Source organism: Rhodococcus sp. 15-725-2-2b, assembly GCF_002259075.1.
In the GTDB taxonomy this organism is placed as follows: domain Bacteria; phylum Actinomycetota; class Actinomycetes; order Mycobacteriales; family Mycobacteriaceae; genus Rhodococcoides.
Map to the genome: position 1 here is coordinate 439,294 of NZ_NPFL01000004.1, position 18,706 is coordinate 457,999.

The 18,706-nt window shown below is 64.6% G+C and carries 19 protein-coding genes and 4 tRNA genes; 13 read left to right on the forward strand and 10 right to left on the reverse strand.

Translation table 11 applies throughout. The features are described 5' to 3' along the window. Positions 1-30 precede the first annotated feature (30 nt). The 5 genes from CH306_RS03855 to CH306_RS03875 all read left to right on the forward strand — a co-directional run bounded on the left by CH306_RS03855 (position 31) and on the right by CH306_RS03875 (position 4,066). Positions 31-1,074: an ABC transporter substrate-binding protein gene (locus CH306_RS03855; RefSeq protein WP_045200282.1), complete on the forward strand. Its 1,044-nt coding sequence runs from the start codon at positions 31-33 to the stop codon at positions 1,072-1,074. Positions 1,075-1,171: 97 nt separating this feature from the next. Beyond that, positions 1,172-1,630, forward strand: coding sequence for a MarR family winged helix-turn-helix transcriptional regulator (locus tag CH306_RS03860; RefSeq protein WP_032395865.1), 459 nt, complete (start codon positions 1,172-1,174; stop codon positions 1,628-1,630). After that, positions 1,627-2,052: an organic hydroperoxide resistance protein gene (locus tag CH306_RS03865; RefSeq protein ID WP_027495882.1), complete on the forward strand. Its 426-nt coding sequence runs from the start codon at positions 1,627-1,629 to the stop codon at positions 2,050-2,052. Before CH306_RS03860 ends, CH306_RS03865 begins: the two co-directional genes overlap by 4 nt. A gap of 10 nt (positions 2,053-2,062) precedes the next feature. Beyond that, entirely contained in the window at positions 2,063-3,058 is a 996-nt protein-coding gene (locus CH306_RS03870) for an NADP-dependent oxidoreductase (protein ID WP_094631136.1), read from the forward strand. A gap of 90 nt (positions 3,059-3,148) precedes the next feature. Beyond that, entirely contained in the window at positions 3,149-4,066 is a 918-nt protein-coding gene (locus tag CH306_RS03875) for a pseudouridine synthase (RefSeq protein ID WP_094645703.1), read from the forward strand. On the opposite strand, the gene CH306_RS03880 is transcribed toward CH306_RS03875, so the two are convergent. Further along, entirely contained in the window at positions 3,993-5,111 is a 1,119-nt protein-coding gene (locus CH306_RS03880; RefSeq protein WP_094645704.1) for a hypothetical protein, read from the reverse strand. The genes CH306_RS03875 and CH306_RS03880 overlap by 74 nt on opposite strands. Positions 5,112-5,222: 111 nt before the next feature. On the opposite strand from CH306_RS03880, the gene CH306_RS03885 reads away from it, so the two are divergent. Beyond that, a complete protein-coding gene (locus CH306_RS03885) occupies positions 5,223-5,807 on the forward strand; it encodes a helix-turn-helix domain-containing protein (protein WP_032395868.1) in 585 nt (194 codons plus the stop codon). A 91-nt stretch (positions 5,808-5,898) separates the two neighbouring features. Then, positions 5,899-6,198 carry an ANTAR domain-containing protein gene (locus CH306_RS03890; protein WP_141214673.1) on the forward strand — a complete coding sequence of 100 codons (300 nt, stop codon included), beginning with the start codon at positions 5,899-5,901 and terminating at the stop codon, positions 6,196-6,198. A gap of 21 nt (positions 6,199-6,219) precedes the next feature. Here the strand turns inward: CH306_RS03890 and CH306_RS03895 are convergent, their stop codons facing one another. The 6 genes from CH306_RS03895 to CH306_RS03920 form a co-directional block, all read right to left on the reverse strand. After that, positions 6,220-6,522: a hypothetical protein gene (locus CH306_RS03895; protein ID WP_032395870.1), complete on the reverse strand. Its 303-nt coding sequence runs from the start codon at positions 6,520-6,522 to the stop codon at positions 6,220-6,222. Positions 6,523-6,605: 83 nt separating this feature from the next. Further along, entirely contained in the window at positions 6,606-7,175 is a 570-nt protein-coding gene (locus tag CH306_RS03900) for a DUF6584 family protein (protein ID WP_094645705.1), read from the reverse strand. Positions 7,176-7,259: 84 nt separating this feature from the next. Further along, a tRNA-Phe gene (locus tag CH306_RS03905) sits at positions 7,260-7,336 on the reverse strand. Positions 7,337-7,392: 56 nt separating this feature from the next. Further along, positions 7,393-7,466, reverse strand: a tRNA-Asp gene (locus CH306_RS03910). A gap of 124 nt (positions 7,467-7,590) precedes the next feature. After that, a tRNA-Glu gene (locus CH306_RS03915) sits at positions 7,591-7,663 on the reverse strand. Between the two features lie 79 nt (positions 7,664-7,742). After that, the gene (locus CH306_RS03920; RefSeq protein WP_032377441.1) at positions 7,743-8,411 is read right to left on the reverse strand and encodes a TetR/AcrR family transcriptional regulator; all 669 of its coding nucleotides are present in this window, start codon (positions 8,409-8,411) and stop codon (positions 7,743-7,745) included. Positions 8,412-9,075: 664 nt separating this feature from the next. On the opposite strand from CH306_RS03920, the gene CH306_RS03930 reads away from it, so the two are divergent. From CH306_RS03930 to phoU, 6 genes are all read left to right on the forward strand, one after another. Then, positions 9,076-10,329, forward strand: coding sequence for a lipase family protein (locus tag CH306_RS03930; protein ID WP_094645707.1), 1,254 nt, complete (start codon positions 9,076-9,078; stop codon positions 10,327-10,329). A gap of 68 nt (positions 10,330-10,397) precedes the next feature. Beyond that, positions 10,398-10,473: transfer RNA gene (locus tag CH306_RS03935), tRNA-Lys, on the forward strand. Between the two features lie 271 nt (positions 10,474-10,744). Next, complete coding sequence (locus CH306_RS03940) at positions 10,745-11,701, forward strand: acyl-ACP desaturase (protein WP_045196634.1); 957 nt, start codon at positions 10,745-10,747, stop codon at positions 11,699-11,701. Positions 11,702-11,823: 122 nt separating this feature from the next. Then, a complete protein-coding gene (dusB, locus tag CH306_RS03945) occupies positions 11,824-12,963 on the forward strand; it encodes a tRNA dihydrouridine synthase DusB (RefSeq protein WP_032395893.1) in 1,140 nt (379 codons plus the stop codon). Positions 12,964-13,083: 120 nt separating this feature from the next. Beyond that, entirely contained in the window at positions 13,084-15,006 is a 1,923-nt protein-coding gene (locus CH306_RS03950; protein WP_094632561.1) for an LCP family protein, read from the forward strand. Between the two features lie 66 nt (positions 15,007-15,072). Beyond that, positions 15,073-15,747: a phosphate signaling complex protein PhoU gene (phoU, locus tag CH306_RS03955; protein ID WP_032395895.1), complete on the forward strand. Its 675-nt coding sequence runs from the start codon at positions 15,073-15,075 to the stop codon at positions 15,745-15,747. Between the two features lie 134 nt (positions 15,748-15,881). On the opposite strand, the gene pstB is transcribed toward phoU, so the two are convergent. From pstB to pstC, 3 genes are read right to left on the reverse strand one after another with little or no spacing between them, the layout of a single operon-like run. Next, positions 15,882-16,658, reverse strand: a complete 777-nt coding sequence (pstB, locus tag CH306_RS03960) for a phosphate ABC transporter ATP-binding protein PstB (RefSeq protein ID WP_032395896.1) — start codon at positions 16,656-16,658, stop codon at positions 15,882-15,884. Between the two features lie 37 nt (positions 16,659-16,695). Then, the gene (gene pstA / locus CH306_RS03965) at positions 16,696-17,604 is read right to left on the reverse strand and encodes a phosphate ABC transporter permease PstA (protein ID WP_032395897.1); all 909 of its coding nucleotides are present in this window, start codon (positions 17,602-17,604) and stop codon (positions 16,696-16,698) included. A gap of 3 nt (positions 17,605-17,607) precedes the next feature. Beyond that, a complete protein-coding gene (gene pstC / locus CH306_RS03970) occupies positions 17,608-18,645 on the reverse strand; it encodes a phosphate ABC transporter permease subunit PstC (protein WP_045196637.1) in 1,038 nt (345 codons plus the stop codon). Between the last annotated feature and the right edge of the window lie 61 nt (positions 18,646-18,706).

An 18,706-nucleotide genomic window follows, 5' to 3' on the forward strand; every position in this document is an offset into this window, starting at 1 on the left:
GCCTACGCCCGATCTGTGAAAGAGAACGAAGTGAAACGTCTACTCCTGGCCACCACGATCGCCGCGGTCACCGCACTGACCACTGTCGCCTGCGGCGGCACCGCCGAGCAGACGGCCACTCCCTCCACCGCGTCGACGTCGGTCACAGCCGATGCGGCCACCGACGCCCCCGGCCCGACCGGCATCCCCGACGGCATGGGTTCCGGTGCCGCGGACGGCGTGTTCCCCCGCACGGTCGGCCACTTCGGCGGCTCGACCGAAATCCCCGCCGAACCGAAGAAGATCGTCGTGATCGCCACCGGCCAGCTCGACGCAGCTCTCACCCTGGGCGTCGTACCCACCGGAGTCGCCTACGGGGACGGCGCCGCGCTGGTCCCGGACTACATCAGCTTCTCGTTCCCGCAGTACGCGGATCGCATGTCGCAGTTCGTCGACGTCGGCAACCGACAGGAGGTCGACATCGAGGCCATCGCAGCTATCGAACCCGACCTCATCCTGGCGAACAAGACCGGCTCCGAGGACATCTACCCGACGCTCTCGACCATCGCGCCGACCGTGCTCACCGAAGGTACTGGAGTGAACTGGAAGCAGGACTTCCTCCTTCTCGCCGACGCGTTGGGCCGAACCGATCAGGCTCAGACCTTCATCGACACCTTCACCTCCGACGCTGCGGCACTGGGTGGTTCGTTTGCCGACACCGGCGCACCCACGGTCTCGTTCGTCCGCTTCACCGCCGATCGGGCACGGGTGTTCGGCATCCCGTCGTTCGCCGGATACATCGCCTGGGACGCCGGTCTGGCGCGCCCGGAAAGCCAGCAGTTCGACAAGACCTCGCAGGATTTCAGCGAGGAGGAAATTCAGCTCGCGAACGCGGACTGGGTGTTCGTATCGAGCCAGGATGCCGGAGCCGATTCCAGCGCCGCGTCGTACACCACCAACCCGCTCTGGACCGGAATGAGCGCGGCAACCGAGAACCACATCGTGCGCGTCGACGACGACCCGTGGTACCTCAATGCAGGCCCGACGGCGGCAACGATCGTACTCGACGGCCTGAAGAGCGCCCTGCAGAGCTGACCCCCGTGTGCATGGAACTTCGTAGCCCACTACGAAGTTCCATGCACATCGAGCAGGTAGGTTGCGCACAACTTAACCGTGCACTACTATTCTTGACGTGACCAACGAACTCGCACTCGACCGTCAGGTGTGCTTCGCGCTGTACTCCGCATCGCGGGCTACCACCGCGGTGTATCGCCCGATGCTCGACGAGCTCGGCGTCACGTATCCGCAGTACCTCGTACTGCTGGTGCTGTGGGAACGGGACGGGCGCGGCGTCAAGGACATCTGCGCCGAACTCGATCTCGACACCGGCACGCTGTCGCCGATGCTCAAGCGCCTCGAAGGCCTCGGTTTCATCGAGCGCCGACGCCTGAGCACCGACGAACGTCGGGTCGAGATCCACCTCACCGAGACCGGAAGCGCCATGCGCGCAAAGGCACTCGACATTCCACGAAAGCTGGCCGAGAAGACCGGCATGAACGTCGACGATCTCGTCAAACTCAAGGAGTCGCTCGACGCATTGACGAGCGCTCTGCATCACACCGATTCCGGCACGACAGAAGGAGCATCATGAAGACGATCTACACCGCCGAGGCACTGGCCACCGGTGAAGGCCGAAACGGCCACGCCCGCACTTCCGACGGACGGCTCGATCTGGACCTCGCCATCCCGGAGGCCATGGGCGGCAGCGGCAACGGCACCAACCCCGAGCAGCTCTTCGCCGCCGGCTACGCCGCATGCTTCCACTCCGCGCTGCAGATGGTCGCTCGTCAGGACAAGGCCGACGTCACCGATTCGGCCGTCGGCGCTCGTGTCGACATCGGCCCCAACGACGCGGGCGGCTTCCAGCTCGCCGTCACCCTCGAGGTGACCCTGCCCAATTTGAGCCGCGAGAACGCCCAGGCCCTGGCCGACAAGGCCCACCAGGTGTGCCCGTACTCCAACGCCACCCGCGGCAACATCGACGTCACCGTCACAGTCACCGAAGACGAGTAGAGGAAATCCCTTGAAGGCACACGAAATTCACCTCGCGTCCCGCCCAGAAGGCTGGCCGACGGAAGACAACTTTCGCGCGGAGGTCGTCGACCTTCCCGAACTCGCCGACGGGCAGATCCTCGTCCGCAACATCGTGATGTCGGTCGATCCGTACATGCGTGGGCGGATGAACGATGTGAAGTCGTACGTCCCGCCGTTCCAGCTCGACGCCCCACTCGACGGCGGTGCCGTCGGCGAGATCATCGAATCCAAGGCCGAGGGTTTCGCTGTCGGCGACGCCGTTCTGCACGGTAAGGGCTGGCGCGATGTCGCCGTCGTCCCCGCCAAGGGCGCAAGCAAGGTCGATCTCTCGGCCGCGAAGGCGTCCGCATACCTCAGCGCGCTCGGAATGACCGGCACGACGGCGTACGCAGGCCTGACCGAAGTCGCTTCGTTCAAGGAGGGCGACGTCGTCTTCGTCTCCGGCGCTGCAGGCGCAGTCGGTTCGCTCGTCGGACAGATCGCCAAGGCCCTCGGCGCATCTCGGGTCATCGGCAGTGCCGGATCCCCCGCCAAGGTGGCTCGCCTGCTCGAGCTCGGCTTCGACGCGGCGTTCGATTACCACGACGGCCCGGTTGCCGAGCAGTTGCGACAGGCAGCACCGGACGGCATCGACGTGTACTTCGACAACGTCGGCGGCGAGCACCTCGAGGCCGCCATCGGTTCGATGAACAAGTACGGCCGAATTGCCATGTGCGGAGCCATCGCTCAGTACAACTCGACCGAACCGACACCGGCACCGCGCAACCTTGCCCTCGCCATCGGCAAGGAACTGACGCTCAAGGGCTTCATCGTCGGCTCCTACGCGCACGTGACCGAAGAGTTCCGCTCGAAGATGACCGAGTGGCTGGGCAGCGGCGCAGTCGAATTCGACGAGACGGTCGTCGACGGTCTGAACAACGCCCCCTCGGCGTTCATCGGCCTGATGAAGGGCGAGAACACCGGCAAGATGGTTGTCACCATCTAGGTAGAACCCGAACGGTTTCACCGCAGACCACACCCCGGCCGGAATTTCCGGCCGGGGTGTTTCCATGCCCAGGCCGATTACAGTCGGTGCATGCCCGCCGCTCCCCTCCCGTTGCGCGACGGCCTCGATCCCACTCGGGTGCGGATGCCGGAGGTCGCGACCGGAGCGACGGTGCTCGAGTACCTGCGCGCCCGGTTCCCGCAGGACGCCGCCCGACTGACCGAGAAAGTTGCGGGCGGCGAGATCGTCGACGCAGCAGGCGTACCGGTCGATTCGACGACCGTCGCGAGACCGCGGGCGGACATCTACCTCTACCGCGACCCGCCGGTGGAGCCGACGGTTCCGTTCTCACTCGACGTCCTCCATCGCGACGAGAACTTGCTCGTCGTCGACAAGCCGCATTTTCTGGCCACCACTCCGCGCGGCGCGTACATCGCTCGCTCGGCCCTCGTTCTGCTCCGCCGCCGATTCGACCTGCCCGAGCTCAGCCCGGCGCACCGTCTGGACAGGCTCACCGCAGGGGTTCTGGTGTTCACCGTGCGACAGCAGGCCCGCCGGCCGTACCAGGAACTCTTCGCTCAACGCACCGTCACCAAGCACTACGAGGCGATTGCCCCACGCTCCCGGGACATCGACTTCCCGCTGACGGTACGCAGCCGAATCATCAAGGAGCGCGGCGTTCTTCAGGCCCGAGAGGTACCGGGCGAGCCCAACGCGGAAACACTCGTCGAGCTCGTCGACACGTTCGGATCCCACGGCCTGTACCGATTGCGTCCGCGAACCGGAAAGACGCATCAACTTCGAGTTCATCTGTGCTCGTTGGGCATTCCGATCGTCGGCGACAATTTCTATCCCTCGTTCCGTGAGGTCGCTCACGACGACTACTCCGACCCGCTTCGCTTGCTGGCGCGTTCGATCGAATTCGTCGATCCGCTCAGCGGCCTGATTCGACGGTTCGAGAGCAATCGGAGTCTCGATCCGCCTGCGTCGCAGCAGCTTCCGACGTGAGCTCGGCGGTACGGACGGTGATTCGATGCGAGATGACCGCGAGCGCGAACAGTCCCACCGCCACATTCCCCAGCGCGGCGAAACCCTCCTGAGCGAAGTCCACGAGGGCGTTGAGAAGAGTGAAGATCAACGCGGACACCCGGAGGGTTCGCAGCGGCCAGAGCGGTCCTCGAGCACGCAAGCACAGCATCGCAGGCAGCGCCGTGACGAAGGTGAGGCAGGCACTGACGAACAGGATCCCGCTCGCGATTCCCATTCTGTCGACGTCGATCGTCAGGTCGCGTCGATCGATGTGCAGGTCCCCGATGACGAGCTCGACGATCCCGAACACCACCCCCGCCCCGGAGAGCAGAACCAACCCCCACCCGACGACGGGAATCCACCGGGCGCTGGTGAAGAACGCGGGAATCAGCCGGGGAACGACATTTTTCAGCGAGTGGGTCCGCGACGTCGACTGCCGAGCGCGGCCGAGCAACAGGCGGATCCCGGCCACGGTGTCCGCGTCGGCACCCTCGGCCTCGGCCCGCGCGACCATGCGTAGCGCCCAGTCGCGACGATGCTCGGGTAGGCCGTGCGCGACGCCGTCGGCTGCGATCGCAGCCGCGTTGGCCAGCGATTCGTCGACCGAGGGCCGGCGGAACTCCCGAACGATCCTGCTGAACACCAACAGCAGCACCACCAGGACGTACATGATCTCCGACGAGGGTCCGTAGAAGTAGTCGTTGTCCTTGGTGACGAATTTGCCGACTTCGTCGAGAAAGAGCCCGAATCCGATTCCGCCGAGCACCACCGTGAACACTCGAACGCCGAACCCGATGAACATCCACCCGATCAGCAACGCGAGCATCATCGCAGCGCCGCCGTACAGGGCGTGAGCGATGTGCAACGATTTGCCCCCGACCTGGGGATAGTCGGTCAACTCCAGGTAAGCCCTTGTGATCAGAATGGTCGCGATGGCGACGACCATGAACGCCTCGGATGCACTGCTTCCGTAGGCATCGCGGATCATGCCACTGCGGTACGTGGTCCCCGGACGACCGGTCATCGATCGAGTATGTGCCGCCTGCCGTCGCCCGCGGGCCGTTTTCGCGGGCCGTTTTCGGGCCTCGATGTTTCCTGGGTTGACAAACCTCGTTGCCGAACCTGCAATGGTGTCATGGAAGATTCGAACACCGGCCTGGACGAGGTCATCGCGGGCCTCGGTCCCCGCCTCAAGCGCATCAGGATGGAGAAGAACACCACCCTGGCATCGCTGTCGGACACCACGGGAATTTCGATCAGCACACTGTCGCGACTCGAGTCCGGTGACCGCAAGCCCAGCCTCGAATTGCTGTGGCCCATCGCTCGTGCCCATCAGATGAAACTCGACGATCTGGTGACCGCTCCGCCCGTGGCGGACCCTCGGGTGCGCACCACGGCGACCGTTCGCGAACACGTGACCATCCTGCCGCTGACGCTGCGTCCCGGCGGTCTTCAGGCGTACAAGCTCCTGGTCCGCCCGGAGGGCTCGGAGCCGCGTCCGCGGACACACGAGGGGTACGAGTGGTTGTACGTCCTCGACGGCACCCTGCGGCTGATTCTCGGCGAGCACGATCTGACGATGAAGGCAGGCGAGGCAGCCGAATTCGACACTCGTGTGCCGCACTGGTTCGGTGCCGTCGGAAACCGACCGGTGGAGCTTCTGAGCCTGTTCGGACCCCAGGGCGAGCGGATGCACGTGCGGGCGAAACCGACGGTATGAAATGTCATGTCCGTGTGAGACAGTGAAGCCGCTCGACGCCAGGATCCACTTCGGTCATCCGCACCGACCACACACCATCTCGAGGAAAAAGATGACCGACAGACTGCCCGAATCGCCTGCGTCCCGCACTCACGTGGACATCGCAACCGGAGTGCTCATCGGGATCCACGGTGGATCCGTTGCCGACGCCATCGACGAGCTGTTCACGACCGCGAGACATCACCGGGTCAGTCTGTTCGAGCTCTCTCGCACGCTCATCACCGTCGCGGAGGGCCGCGACATCGAGCGATCCTCCGCCACCGACGCGGTGTACGAGGTCTGGGGATCGGCACTCGGCCGTCGAGGCGCAGAGACGACCTTCGGCCTGGTCACCGATTCCGCTGCCCTCTGATCGAACGAGCGCTCCGGAGAGCTAGCCGCGAACGGATGGGTCGCTGCGCAGCTCCGGAAAGCGTGCCGTCATCGCGTCGATGTGTCGATACATCTCGTAGAGCTCGGTTCGGAGCGTCGACGCTTCGGACTCGAACGCTCGGGCCCGTGATTCGGCGCGATCCGCGCGAGCTCGAAATGCCTTGGACTGCGCCAGTTCGATGGACGCCGAGCACGTCTCGATATGTTCGGCCAGCCCTCTCGCGAACACCCTCGCCTGCTCGAGGTTGACGGCATAGTTGTCGTCTCGCGGAGCCGGTGACGCCGCACCGTTCGCTGTGCCCATGGAAACTCGTCACCCTCGATCGTCGGCGGAAATTCTTTCGCGACTCTACGCTCGGTGCCGCACGCTTCGTCCGTGAACCGGCGTCACCCGAAGACGAGTGCCAGCACCACCGATGCCGAGGTGGCAGCGATCGCGATGACGATGGTCGCCGCGATCGCCCGCTGCCGCACCGTTCGGTAATTCGCCCCTGCGCGGTCGTACTCCGAGTCGTCCTGATCGCCGTCCCGGCCGTAGAAGTCGTCCGAGTTCAGCCCGTCCTCGTCGAAATACACGACGTCTCGTGGCGGCACCCAGTGCTGACCGTTGGCTTCGATCGCGGCACCCAGCCGCTCCAGCCGTATCCGAGCGCGAGTGGGATACCAATCGGAGGGCGCGTGGATGGGCAGTGCCCGCGCAATCATCAGAGGCGACCGGTACTGCTTCTCCAGGGCGGCGAACGCTGCGGACGCCGTCGGATCGTCGTCGGACTTGTCGGTGAGGAACCAGACGGCTCCGGCCGCCGCACGATCGCCGAGTACCAGATGCGTGTACGCGAGCAATTCTAGGATGCCGGGCGACGTCGGGTTCCGGACCAGTGCGCCGACCAGCCGATCTCGAGCGGCGATACTGTCTCCGCGCGCCAGATCCTCCTGAGCTCGATCGATCACGTCCACGCGTCGACAATAACTCCTGGGAACGAAAAAGCCCCTGCCGGACGACCGGAAGGGGCTTTCATCGTGCTTGTCGATCCAACACCGTGGTGGCCAGGGCCGGGATCGAACCGGCGACCTTCCGCTTTTCAGGCGGACGCTCGTACCAACTGAGCTACCTGGCCGGGCGGCACCGGTGAAACAATGCCATCGCAATGTCGGTACCTTCGTACCGATGTTGCGACCCTGACGGGACTCGAACCCGCGACCTCCGCCGTGACAGGGCGGCGCGCTAACCAACTGCGCCACAGGGCCTTGCTGTTGTTGCCGCGCTATTTCTAGCGCACCAACTCTCCGAACTGCAAATCCGCATCACGCGGGAAGCGAGACGAAGAATGCTGTACTGCCGACCGGATTGTCAATCCGATCTCTTCCTACGTACCCCCTACGGGATTCGAACCCGCGCTACCGCCTTGAAAGGGCGGCGTCCTAGGCCGCTAGACGAAGGGGGCCCGCCGAACTGCTTCGACGTTACCCTCAACGGCGTTCCGTTGGGAGCTGGGATAGCTTAGGACACTTTCGCTGTAAATCTCAAACCGGCAGGTCAGAGGTGGTTTTCGCGCAGTTTTCGCCGTAGTGCTCCCACCCGTGCAGTTTGAACTCGGCGAGCCAACGCTCGGACGCCATGGCGAGCAGTACGACCTCGACGGATTCCTCGAACCGCTCGCGCAGATCTGCGTTGTCGGCAACCAGATCCGACATGTACCGCTGACCGGCCATCGACGCGGCAAGCACCCGCACGAACTTGGCTGCGTCGAACTCCGGCTTGAGGTCGCCCATCGCGAGAGCGCGCTCGGCTTGCTTGTGGCCTTGAGCTCCCCAGACGCGACCGCCCCCGGAGTGCACCTCCGCGTAGAACTCCGGCTCGACTATCAACCGGAACTCGGCGCGCACGATCACGTCGTTCTGGAAGTTCTGCGCGATGTCGTCCACGATCCCGCGGATGACGTAGAACGGGTGTGCGGTGGTGTCGGCCCACTTCTCCGTAATGGCGACGTACCGATCCAGACCGGCCGCGAGCACGGCTCGGGCCAGATCTTCCTTCGACTGGAAATGGAAATACATCGCACCCTTGGTGGCGTTGGAGCCCTCCAAGATGGTGTTGACGGATGCCGCTGCGTATCCACGCTTGGCGAATTCCGCCGCCGCCGCCTCCACGATGGCAGCCCGGGTCCGCCGTGCGCGCTCTTGTTGTGCCATTTATTCCGTGCCTCCGAGCCCCAAGCGCCCTGCGTATCCGCAGGTAGTACATATAGAGAGTACTTCACCCGAACGACACGTGAGTCGACTCACCTACGGTTCGCTTCGCCACACACATCCGTCGGAAAAATCGGTTAGGCGTCCGAAACAAGCCGGATGGTATGATCTGCGCGGCTCGAGTGCGCTGCAGGGGGTGCGCACTCGAGCCGCTTTCCACTCGGTCCACCGCTGTCGCCGACGCGACCTTCTTCGGACCGACCCCCTTACCGACCGCGTGCCGACTCGCGGCTCGTCCGATTCGCCATCGGCAGCGACCGAGGTACAGCCGAGTTCCGTGAAACGAACGATCGACGCATCGTTCACGTCGCTTGGAGCACACACGCACTTTCGGTTGAAAACCGAATTACATTTCACGGTAACGGATCTCGGACCAGAACTGATTCGCGTGCCTCGTTAGCATTTCAAATCTAGTGATCAGCAATCGAATACGCCGAAACCGCTGTCTGCCATCGGTCAAATCCATTGCCCGGTAATCGATACGAGAAAGACCGGTCGGTAACATTTTCGACACGTTCCCGGACTCGCACCGAACTCGCACCTGTACTGAATTACTGTGACATGCACCACATGGAGTAGTTCGGCCGATCGGAAACGAGTGCATGCCATGAAGGTGCCGATTCGCGTATTTCGTTCCATCGCAACGTCGTTCGCGGTGGTCGTGCTCGCTCTGTCGACGACCGGCACGGCGCCTGCAGACCCCCTTGGCAACTTCGTGGCCCCCGTCGCCGACCCGGCTCTCTATCTACCCACCCCACTGGGTGAGCCCTGGTTCGATCCCCCTGCAGGCTACGAACAACAACCTCCCGGGACCGTACTCGCAACCAGACGAGTGACCGTCGGACCGTTGTTCACGCCGGTCACCTCGACTCAGATCCTGTTCCGCACCAACGACTCCAAGGACCGTCCCGTCGCTGCGGCCACCACCGTGATCGTGCCGGTCGAACCGTGGACCGGAGCCGGGAGCCGACCCGTCGTGGCATACAACATGGCCATCAATTCACTCGGCAACACCTGTGCGCCGTCGTGGCTGCTCCCTCGCGGCCTCGCCCGAGAGATACCGGCCGTTCAGGCGTTTCTGGCCAAGAACTACGCCGTCGTCGTCACCGATCACGAGGGGCCACGGCAGGCCTACGCCGCCGGACGCATGGCCGCACACGCGGTGCTCGACGCCCTCCGAGCCATGGTTCGACTGCCCGAGCTCGGCGTGCCTGCGTCTTCTCCCATCGCCATGACGGGGTACTCGGGTGGGGCGATCGCCACAGGATGGGCGGCACAATTGGCCCCCACGTACGCGCCCGATGTGAATCTGGTGGGCGCGGCGTTCGGTGGTCCACCGACCGATTACCGGATTCTGCTGACGTCGATGAACGGCACGGCCGCATCGACGCTCTTCCTGTCGGCGGCGCTCGGGGTGGCACGGGAGTACCCCGAGATGTTCTCGCTGATGAACGCCGACGGACTGCGTCTGGCCACGATCGCCAAGGACATGTGCGTCGGTCTGCTCGCCCCCGGTGGCGTGGTGGCTCCGATCCCGGCACAGGCGCTCTCGAACGTTCCGAATGTCGATCGCACCGAGATCGCCGAGAGCATCATCGCCGCGACCCGTCTCGGCGGCGACCTCGCGCCCACCATCCCCACCATGATCTATCAGGGCAGGCAGGAGTTCTGGATTCCTCGACAGGGAGCCGAGACCCTCTACGACGAGTGGTGCGCCCAGGGTGCGAACGTCAGACTCGAGGAATATCTCGGCGAACACCTGATCGTCGCCCTCAGCGGCATTCCCGGCGCGTACGCCTGGATCGACGACCGGCTGGCAGGCATTCCGGTGCCGAGCGGATGCAGCAGCTTCGGGCGCTGACCCGTCGGAACCCACTGCCGGGGGTACTGCCCGTTGGCGCTACGCGGCCCATTACACTTTCGAGCCGCGCCCCTATAGCTCAGTTGGTAGAGCTACGGACTTTTAATCCGCAGGTCGTAGGTTCGAGTCCTACTGGGGGCACCACACACCGTCCGAGTAACAGTGCTCACACCTGTCCGGAACGTACACTCGGGCGTAACGATCGGCCGAGACCGAGCGACGTGTTGGGGGAACTGCAGCGGTCGTGCACTCGCGAAGGCCGGTGGCAAGATCGACGCTCGGGGGAGACTTCGCGCCGATCGACACCGAACATCACGACCGCCGGAACAGCAAGTGAACAGCCACGACGAGGTTCACACCGAACCTACGGTGCCGTAAGCTGGACCGGTCGTACGCAATCTATGGAGGCGATCTAATGGCGAGGGATCTGACACAGCTCGAGCTTCTGCAAGAGCTGGTGCCCACTGCCGAGGACAATGTGAACCGTCACATCTCGATGGCTCGGGAGTGGCACCCTCACGACTACGTACCGTGGGACGAAGGTCGTAACTTCGCCGCACTCGGCGGCCAGGACTACGACCCGGAGCAGTCCAAGCTCTCCGACGTCGCACAGGCCGCGATGATCACCAACCTCCTCACCGAGGACAACCTGCCGTCCTACCACCGGGAGATCGCCGAGAACTTCTCCCAGGACGGTGCCTGGGGCACCTGGGTCGGCCGGTGGACCGCCGAGGAGAACCGGCACGGCATCGTCATGCGCGACTACCTCGTCGTCACCCGCGGCGTCGATCCCGTCGCCCTCGAAGAAGCCCGCATGATCCACATGACCAACGGGTTCGCCTCACCGGCGGGGTCGCAGACGGGTCTGCTCCACTCGGTCGCCTACGTGACGTTCCAGGAGCTCGCCACGCGCGTCTCGCACCGCAACACCGGCAAGGTCTGCGACGATCCGATCGCCGACCGCATGCTCCAGCGCATCGCCGCCGACGAGAACCTGCACATGATCTTCTACCGCAACATCACCGGCGCGGCGATGGACATCGCTCCCGATCAGACCCTCGACGCGGTCTCCGACATCGTGACGAACTTCGTCATGCCCGGTGCCGGTATGCCGAACTTCCGCCGCAACGGTGTGTTGATGGCCAAGCACGGCATCTACGACCTGCGTCAGCACCTCGAGGACGTCGTCTGGCCGGTCCTGCGCAAGTGGAGCGTGTTCGAGCGCAACGACTTCACCGGCCGCGGCGAGAACAAGCGCGAGGAACTCGCCGCGTTCCTCGAAGACCTCGAGCGTCAGGCCACCAAGTTCGAGGAGATGCGCGACCGCTCCCTCGCCCGCGAACGCGCGAAGGCCGAAGCACGCGCGTCGTAAGCTCAGATCGGCTGGTGTGCCCGGTACCGACTTCGGTGCCGGGCACCACTGTTTTCGGGCCGTCGCTCTCGCCCCACCGCCGTCACCATGATCACGTTCCCTCCGTTCCAAAGGCTTCTCTCATGACACTGCAGATCGGCTCGCTGGAGTTGGCCAGCCCCGTCGTCCTCGCACCGATGGCCGGCGTCACCAATGTGGCGTTCCGCACGCTGTGCAGGGAGCAGGAGTTGCAGCGGGCGGGCAGTACCTCGGGTCTGTACGTGTGCGAGATGGTCACCGCACGCGCGCTCGTCGAACGCCAGCCGGCGACGATGCACATGACGACCTTCGGCCCCACCGAAACCCCGCGGTCGCTGCAGCTCTACACCGTCGATCCGGACACCACGTACGACGCGGCGAAGATGATCGTCGACGACGATCTGGCCGACCACATCGACATGAACTTCGGCTGCCCGGTTCCGAAGGTCACCCGAAAGGGCGGCGGTGCTGCGCTGCCCTACAAGCGGAACCTGTTCGGTCGTATCGTCGCCGCGGCCGTCAAGGCGACCGAGGGCACCGACATTCCCGTCACCGTCAAGTTCCGCGTCGGCATCGACGAGAACCACCACACTCATCTCGATGCAGGTCGAATCGCCGCAGGCGAGGGCGCGGCGGCAGTGGCACTGCACGCCAGAACCGCCTCTCAGCGTTACTCCGGCACTGCCGACTGGAACGAGATCGCGCGACTGAAGGAACACGTCTCCGGCATCCCGGTACTGGGCAACGGCGACATCTTCTCGGCGTCCGATGCGGTTCGCATGATGGCGGAGACCGGGTGCGACGGCGTCGTCGTCGGGCGTGGTTGCCTGGGTCGGCCCTGGCTGTTCGCAGAACTCAGCGCCCGCCTGAACGGCAGGCCCGAACCCACTCCACCGACCCTCGGCGAGGTGGCCACCATCATCGCCCGGCATGCCGAGCTGCTCGCTCAGCATCACGGTGAGAGCAAGGGTCTGCGCGAGCTGCGCAAGCATGTGTCCTGGTATCTCCGCGGGTTCCCGGCGGGGTCGGATCTTCGGGTCTCGATGGCGTTGGTGTCCACTCTCGGCGAACTGGACGACCTTCTGGCGCAACTCGATCCGACCGTTCCGTTTCCCAAGGACGCCGAAGGCCCCCGTGGTCGGCAGGGCTCGCCGGGCGCGGTTGCGTTGCCCGACGGTTGGCTCGACGACCCGGAGGACGTCTGCGTTCCCGCCGGTGCCGATCTGATGCATTCCGGCGGCTGATTCACGGCTGACCAGCAGCCCCCACCTCGCACGAGTGGACCATGCCGCTCGAGTCAGTACTATGGCTGGGATTGCCGAGTTGACGGCGCGTGCGTGTGATGGAAGGCCAGGTTCGAATTCGTGGGAGACGATCGAGAGTCGGGCCCGTCTGTGCCCGAGGGTCGCGCCCCATGGGAGCGCCCGCTGTCTTCAATCGGACGTTCCGGACAGCGCCCACCTCGCTCCGAACGTCCTGCAACACCGGACGCAGAGCAACCACCGCAGCCCGGAGACAGCGGCAGGCTCGGCAAACGATCACCGCGTAACGCCGACACCGTCTCGGTCGCCGAGTTGGTGGACAAGATGTCGCGCTCGGGATCGATGCGGCGGGTGCCTGACGAACGTCCCGAAGTCGAAGAGCCGACCGAGGTCATCGCCCCCATCACCGATTCCACTCCCTCGCCTGCCCGGGCAGTGCCGCCGACTCCGCCGCCGCATGCCGCACCGGAACCGGTGGGCGCGCCCGCAGCGGATCGACCGACTCTGACGCGGTTGGCGATGAGTCGGGTACGTCGCCGCCGTCGGGTACGGATGATCGGCCGGAGCCTGGTCTCCCTCGTCGCGATCCTGGCGGTGGCCTTGACCGGAGTGGTGTGGGGATACCTACGCAACACCGATCAAGGATTTCTCCAGGTCGCCGCTCTCGATCCCGATTCGACCGACGTCGTCGACGCCGCAGGCCAGTACGGTGACGAGACGTACCTGATCGTGGGCACCGACACCCGCGCCGGGGCCAGCGGCGAGGTGGGAGCCGGAACCGTCGCCGACGCCGAGGGATCGCGCTCGGACACCGTCATGTTGGTCAACATCCCTGCCGACCGCAGTCGCGTCGTCGCGGTGTCCTTCCCCCGCGACCTCGACGTGACGCGGCCGGAGTGCGAGCAGTTCGACAACATCACCAATACCTACACCGGGGAGATGTTCCCCGAGGCCTACGGCGACAAGCTCAACGCCACCTACGCCCTCGGCGGCCCGAAGTGTCTGGTCAAGACCATCCAGAAGATCTCGGGCCTACGCATCGGACACTTCGTCGGGATGGACTTCGCCGGGTTCGAGTCCATGGTCGACGAGGTCGGCGGCGTCGAGGTCTGCACCGCGCAACCCCTGTTCGACTACGAACTCGGAAATGTCCTTCCCAACGTCGGAACACAACGTATCGACGGCCGCACCGCGCTGAACTACGTTCGGGCCCGCAACGTCGAGTCCGAGGGCAACGGCGACTACGGCCGCATCAAGCGACAGCAGCGTTTCCTGTCGTCGCTGCTGCGGTCCGCGCTCTCGAACAACGTGCTGCTCGATCCCGGCAAGCTCAACGGGTTCGTCAACGCGTTCACCTCGGACACGTTCGTGGAGAACGTCAAGACTCAGGACCTGGTGACACTGGGACGCTCGCTGCAGAACGTGGACGCCGGCGCGGTCACCTTCCTGACCATCCCCACCACCGGCACCAACGACTACGGCAACGAGATCCCGAACGACGACGCGATCGGTGCGATCTTCCAGGCCATCATCGACGACGCTCCGTTGCCCGGCGAGGAACGAGCGGAGCCGGTGACACCCGAATCACCCGCACCTGCCGCCGTACCCGACGCGCCACTGTTGGCCGTTGACCCGTCGACCGTGTCGATTCAGGTGTCCAACGCATCCGACATCGCCGGGATGGCGCAGACGGCGTCCGACGAACTCGCGGTCTACGGATTCCAGATCCTGACGGTCGGCAACTTCTCGGGCACCGCAGCGCAGACAGTGGTGCGCTACTCCCAGGATCAGGAAGCCGCCGCTGCGACGGTCGCGTCGGCGATTCCCGGCGCTGCCATCGAGTTGGCACCGAGCCTGAACAATGTCGTCGAGGTCGTGCTCGGCTCGAACTATCCCGGATACACCCAGTACCCGACGGCGTTCGGTACCGAAATCGATCCCACTCAGGTGGAAGGAACCACCCAGAGTGCGCCCCTTCCGGAGGATCTCTCGTACACCAACGCAGCCGACGACACGTGCGCCTGACTTCATTCATGCTCCGTTAACCCTCGGGACAGGGAACTAGTCGGTGTGAGCTACTAAACTTCGCTCATGCGCGTCGCCTACAACGAACAGATGAACGAGCTTGCCGATCTCCTCGGAGAGATGGCGAGCCTGGCTGGTGCGGCCATGGAAAAGGCCACTCAGTCCCTCCTTCAAGCAGACCTGGTGCTCGCCGAGCAGGTCATTTCCGAACACGACAGGATCACCGAACTCAGCGCGGTGTGCGAGGAGAAGGCCTTCACCCTTCTCGCCCTGCAGGCTCCAGTCGCAGGCGATCTCCGTTCGGTGGTGGCCGGCATTCAGATCGTTGCCGACATCGACCGTATGGGCGCGCTCGCACTGCACGTTGCCAAGATCACCCGCCGCAGGCACCCGAACCACGCCCTCCCCGAGGTCGTCAACGGGTACTTCGCCGAGATGGGTCGCCTCGCCGTCCAGATCGGCGCGTCGGCTCGTGAGGTCCTCGAGACCCGCGATCCCGAGCGCGCTGCCAAGCTGCAGGAGGAGGACGAGGCGATGGACGATCTGCACCGTCACCTCTTCACGGTGTTGATGGACCGCGAGTGGAGCCACGGGGTCGCTGCTGCGGTGGACGTGACCCTGCTCGGCCGCTTCTACGAGCGGTTCGCCGACCACGCCGTCGAGGTCGGCCGTCGAGTGATCTTCCTGGTGACGGGTGAGCTGCCCATCGACCTGAGCCACAACAACATCCCCACCTCGTAGGCCTGCCCTCGTCGAGAACCGAGTAGTGCTGCGCTGCAACGCTACTCGGTTCTCGCATCGGGACAACGAGCGCAGATGTCGAAGAAGCCCCCGCCGAGCCTGTGCTCAGCGGGGGCTTCTTCGTTCGTGTGTGGTTATCCGAAGCGGCCGGAAATGTAGTCCTCGGTGGCCTTCTGCGTCGGGTTGGAGAAGATCTTCTCGGTGTCGTCGATCTCGATGAGCTTGCCGGGCTTGCCGGTCGCCTCGAGGTTGAAGAAGCCGGTCTGGTCGCTCACACGGGCGGCCTGCTGCATGTTGTGCGTGACGATCACGATCGTGAAGTCCTGCTTGAGTTCCTGGATCAGGTCCTCGATGGCGAGGGTGGAGATGGGGTCCAGAGCCGAGCACGGCTCGTCCATCAGCAGGACATCGGGAGAGACGGCGATCGCGCGAGCGATGCACAGACGCTGCTGCTGACCGCCGGAGAGGCCACCACCGGGCTTGTCGAGGCGATCCTTGACCTCGTTCCAGAGGTTCGCTCCCTTGAGCGAGCGCTCGGCGATCTCGTCGAGTTCCTTCTTGCCGCGGCCGCCCTGCAACTTCAGGCCCGCAACGACGTTGTCCCGGATCGACATCGTCGGGAACGGGTTGGGGCGCTGGAAGACCATGCCGATGGTGCGACGCACACCCACGGGGTCGACGCCGCTGCCGTAGATGTCCTCGCCGTCGAGCAGCACCGAACCCTCGACGCGCGCACCCGGGGTGACTTCGTGCATACGGTTCAGCGAACGCAGGACGGTCGACTTACCGCAGCCCGACGGCCCGATGAACGCGGTGACGCTGCGCGGCGGTACGGCCAGAGTGACGTCGGAGACGGCGTGGAACTTGCCGTAGTAGATGTTGACGTCCTTGAGATCGAGACGCTTTGCCATGTTCTTCGTTCCTTAGAGTTCGCTGGAGTCGGGTGGGTCAGAAGTTCTTGGGCGAGAAGAACTTCGAGACCAACTTCGCGCCGATGTTGAGTATTGCGACGATCAGGATCAGCGTCAGGGCTGCTCCCCACATGCGCTCAGCGGTGAGCACGCCGGTTCCTGCTTTCTGCAGGTCGACCATCATGAGCGGCAGAGACGTCTGCGGCCCGGAGAAGATGTTGAAGTTGATGGCGGTGGCCGATCCAACCAGGATCAGCACCGGTGCCGTCTCGCCCATCACGCGGGCCAGGGCGAGCATGATGCCGGTGACGATGCCGGACAGGGCCGTGGGAATGACGATCTTGGCGATGGTCTTCCACTTCGGGACGCCAAGGGCGTAGGACGCCTCGCGCAGGTCCTGCGGGACGATGCGCAGCATTTCCTCGGCCGAGCGCACGATCACGGGGATCATCAGGAGCACAAGGGCGAATGCGACGGCGACACCGGAGCGCTGGAATCCGAAGGTGGCGATCCACAGTGCGTAGATGAACAGGGCCGCGACGATCGACGGAACACCGGTCAGAATGTCGACCATGAAGGTCGTCACTCGAGCCAGTCGTGTACCGGCCCCGTACTCGACGAGGTAGATGGCGACGAAGATGCCGATCGGGATGGAGATGATGGCGCAGAACAGTCCTTGCAGGAGTGTTCCGACGATGGCGTGGTAAGCGCCGCCGCCTGCGATGAACTGGGTGACGCCGGCCTGCGAGTTCTGCCACCAGGTGGGCGAGACCACGGCGGACAGACCGCGTGAGATCACCGTGTAGAGCACCCAGATGAGCGGTACGAGTGCGACGAGAACCGAGAGGCTGACGAGGATCGTCGCCGTGAGGTTGGACGCTTTACGCCGTGCGCTGACGCCCTGGAACGTCGGTTCCTTGACGGGCTTGTCCATGGTTGCGGTCACGGGTCAGTCCTTCTTTCCGGCGATGGCGGCGCGGGCACCGGCGTTGACGACGAAGGTGAGGATGAAGAGCACCAGACCCGCGGCGATGTAGGCACCGGCTTGGAGCGGGTTGTTGAACTCGCCCGCGGCCAGCGCGATCTTCGTGGCAAACGTGGAACCGCCGTCGAACAATGTTCCGCCGAACGTTGCCTGAGTGCTGCGGATGATGATGTAGAGCGCGATGGTCTCACCGAGTGCACGACCGAGACCGAGCATGGAGCCGCTGACGTAGCCGGACTTTCCGAACGGAATGACCGTGGTGCGCACGACCTCCCAGCGGGTGGCTCCGAGGGCGAGAGCTGCTTCGATCTGCCCCTTCGGCGTCTGCATGAAGACCTCGCGAGTCACCGCTGCGATGATCGGCAGGATCATGACCGCGAGCACGATGCCACCGGTGAAGATGGTGCCACCGCCTGCGATGGAGACCGAGCCGGTGCCGAAGAGCGGGAACCAACCCAGGTTGGCGTTCAGCCACTCTGCGAACGGGCTGATGGCGGGCGCGAGGACGTACAGGCCCCAGAGGCCGAAGACGATCGACGGAACTGCGGCCAGGAGATCGATGACGTAACCGAGCGGTCCCGCGACTCGCTTGGGTGCGTAGTTCGTCAGGTAGATGGCGATGCCGAGTGCGACAGGCATCGCGAGGATCAGCGCGAAGAGAGACACCGTGACGGTGACCAGGAAGAGATCGAGAACGCCGAACACCATGGCCGAGGTGTTGGAGGTGTCCCACGCGCCGTTGTAGGTCAGGAAGTTGACCGTGTTGTTCGACAGTGAAGGGATGGCACGCCAGAGCAAGAAGATGCCCACGGCGGCGATCAGGGCGATGATGAAGATGCCCGAGCCCGTGGCGAGGCCGGAGAAGATCCTGTCACCGGGACGTGTGACGGTCCCCGTCTTGTTCTTGTCTGACAATTGTGGTTCTTCCGGTTTGTGCGCGGCACCCGCGGTGGGCACGGTAGCCGCAGAGGGGACGCCGGTCATCGAGTGGGTGTCGCTCATACCGCTCACTGTCTCGTGTGGAGGTCGAGGACGGTCCTGCTTCGGCTCGCGTTGCCACGAG